This is a genomic window from Bacteriovorax sp. DB6_IX, assembly GCF_000447775.1.
In the GTDB taxonomy this organism is placed as follows: domain Bacteria; phylum Bdellovibrionota; class Bacteriovoracia; order Bacteriovoracales; family Bacteriovoracaceae; genus Halobacteriovorax_A.
The window spans coordinates 1-3212 of sequence record NZ_AUNJ01000392.1; the positions used below are offsets into that span (position 1 = coordinate 1).

Below are 3212 nucleotides of genomic sequence, written 5' to 3' on the forward strand. Positions count from 1 at the left end.
ACCCACTACCAATTGTAAGAATAAACTTCGTTATCAGAATCAGGATGTCTTTTGTCGTATTATATTTTCCAAGAATATTAAGAATACTATTTCCATAATCAAGAGTGTGCTGGAAGGGATAGAAAATCTTTTTAAGGTAGAAGATATTAGAATGAAAGAAGATGATAAATTTCTGCCAAATTGTGGTGACATAAATAATATTGTTCTTGTCGCTATTAATGAAATAGATAGATGCGAACGGTATAATGAAAAGAAAAACATACTTGTTTTCTTTTAGGGCCTCTTTAAAACGCATATTGTAAATATAGTAATCAAAGAGAATGAGAATGAATGGTAAAAGCGCACTGGATGGCTTTGTCAAAATGGAGAGGGCATAAAAAAACAGAATTGCAATTTTAGACCCTGTATAATTATTTCCCTTCCTAATGTTAAGGTGAATAAGAATAGCAATCAGAGCAAAGAATGTACTGAGTACACCTTTCATTGAAGAAACCCAAAGTAGGCTCTCTACTTGAGTAGGGTGAATAATAAAGACCAGTGTCCCAATGAAAGCAGCAATCTCAATTTTTTGTTTATTGAATTGAGTGATCGTATAAGAAAGTAGAGTCTTACAAATTGAAAAGATAAAGAGCGCATTAATAGCATGTGTGAGAATAAGAGCAAGACGATAGGCCACAGTATTATCTTGACCAAAGAAGAGAATCATAATTTGCCAGAAGTTATACATAACCGGCATATAAGTATTCTTCCAAACCAAAGCTAAGTTCTTCCAACTTGTGACTGCATAAATATTTGGGTCTTCTGCTAAGTGATAAGCATCATCAAAAATGAAGAAATCAAAGTGAAGAGTGTGAGTATAGACACAAAGTGTGATTAGTAGAAGAATGAGTTCAGGTATTCCAATCTTGAGATTTTTTAACATACTTATAATTTTAGGCTCATGTGAAACCGTGTCAAGAAAAGCGATACAGGTAAATTCAGCATGTTAGAGTCGTATAGCCAACAATAACAGTCTATTGTTCATTTCTAAGTACTTAATTTCTTGGATTTCTTCTAAGTTTTAGGCCCAGAATTCCGATAATGTTAATATATTTAGAATGTTATTCGTTTATCGAGGTCTTTATGAAGTCTTTGTTTAAGAAGATTGCTAAGTCAGAAGCAGGTTTTACACTTGCTGAAATTATGGTTGCTGCTGGTCTGGTAGGGGTTCTTTCCCTCGCCGTTCTTCAGTTAACAGAGAATATGCAAAAGAGTACGAAAAAGCTTCATCAGGATTTTAATAAGAACCAGTTAATGAATATGCTGGCAACGAATATGATGAATAGTAATGCTTGTGCTAACAGTTTTGTTCAAAATGATGGGACACTTGCACAACCTCTTCACTTTCCTGATACAGGAACAGTTCCACCTTTATATGGTAATGGGATTAACCCTCAAGTTAATGGTATTGAAGCCGGTGTAGATAGGGAAATTCGTGATAAGAACAACAGAGTTATTCTATCTCCTGGTGATGTCTATGGGGATAACACTGAAGGTGCGATGGTTATTGAAACAATCCGTTTAAATAACTATGAAAATAATGCAGCTCCTTGGAATAACGGAGCTCAAACAGCAACTTTAGAATTGAAGGTTAGAAAGAGAGTGGCCGCTCAACTTGAGGCAAGAGGGAAGACAGCTGCCGAAGCGGATGCAGCTTCAAGAAGAACATCTCTGGGGCAAGCTTTCTCTTATATTAGAATTCCTGTTAAAGTTAAGCTCAACGGGGCAGGTGAAGTCGAGAGTTGTTACACAGAATTTGAAAGTCACCTTCAGACTGTTTGTAATACTTCATTTCAAGGTGTTCATGAAGAGCTATCAGCTGGAAAATGTAAGAGTGTGATGATTGAATCTGTTGGTTCTGACCCTACTGATGTGAATGCTCCTCGAAATGCTGCAATTACGGTGGCAGAAGGATCTCTTGAACTAGTAAAAGATGTTGCTAGTCGGGAAACCATTGTTTCAAATAACGACGCAAGTATAGATATGGAAGGTGGTCTCGGGATTGGTACAACGAGATCGACTGGAGATGGAAATGTTAATGCGTCTGGTGGTGTGGTTATCGGTGCTGCAACTGCGCCAACTGTTGGAGATATAAAGGCTTCAAGTGGTTTTGTTGCTGGTGATACTGCAGCAAACCCAGATAATGGAGATATCTTAGCTATTGGTGGTGCTAGTTTAGGAAGTGTTGGTGTAAACCCTCAACCTGGTGATCTACTGGTTACAAGTGGTGTCTCGGCTGGAGGAGCTTCTGCTAACCCTGACAATGGTGACTTTGTTGGTACAGGTGGTTTAAGTGTTGGGGCAAGTACTCCGAACCCTGATGCGGGTGATATCTTAGCAACTTCTGGTATAAAGGTTGGTTCGGGTGGAACGAATCCAAGTGATGGAGATATGATTGCTAGAGGTGGTATTTCTGTTGGTGTAACAGGAATTAGAGCCGATCCAAATACTGGTTGGGTTGATGCTGATGCCGGGATGGTAATTAGAACAACAATGCCAGCAAACCCAACAGCAATGGCATCGACAGCTTCGTCTTCAGTAAATGAGCTAGTTCCAAATATTGGATGGGTAAGACAACAAATTGCAAGAACACTTGCTCCGACATCTGCAGATGTCTCTTCGATCATGAGTGATATCATGGATACGGCAATTGGAGATTCAGACTCGGCAGCGATTATCTTAAAGAGAAATATTTGTCAGAATTCAAGAATTCGTCATGCCAATGGGGCTTATGCAACGGGAACTTGGATTTCAGCATCAAATAGATGTGACTATACAACTTATAACTGTAGTGAAAGTGGAAGATGTACAAATGTTTATTCGAATAATACGGTAAGGGCCGGAACAGATATTTATGCTGGTAGACACCTTTATGTTACTAATAACGCCTATGCCAATTACATAAGATCTTATGGGAATATGTATGCCAATGGAGATATAGACGTTGATGACGTCTTTGCAAGAAATAGATCATGTGCTCGAGGTTGGTGTTATACAATGTTCCATTCTGGGATTTGTGGTGGTCGATCTGTTATGGTTGGTATTAGAAACGGACGTATTATCTGTGCAAATAAGTGGTAATTACTTATTTGCACCGAAGAGCTCAACATCAATATTGTTGTGAAAGTAAATTGGGACCTGACGTGGTTTAAAATCTTTTATTAGTTGAGCAA

2 protein-coding genes are annotated in these 3212 nt (G+C 38.3%); one reads left to right on the forward strand and one right to left on the reverse strand.

What is annotated here, in order from left to right; all coding sequences use genetic code 11:
- The coding region (locus M901_RS12500) for a hypothetical protein (RefSeq protein ID WP_021278567.1) at positions 1-922 on the reverse strand (922 nt) is incomplete at its 3' end.
- Between the two features lie 200 nt (positions 923-1122).
- On the opposite strand from M901_RS12500, the gene M901_RS12505 reads away from it, so the two are divergent.
- The gene (locus tag M901_RS12505; protein ID WP_021278566.1) at positions 1123-3120 is read left to right on the forward strand and encodes a type II secretion system protein; all 1998 of its coding nucleotides are present in this window, start codon (positions 1123-1125) and stop codon (positions 3118-3120) included.
- Positions 3121-3212 lie beyond the last annotated feature (92 nt).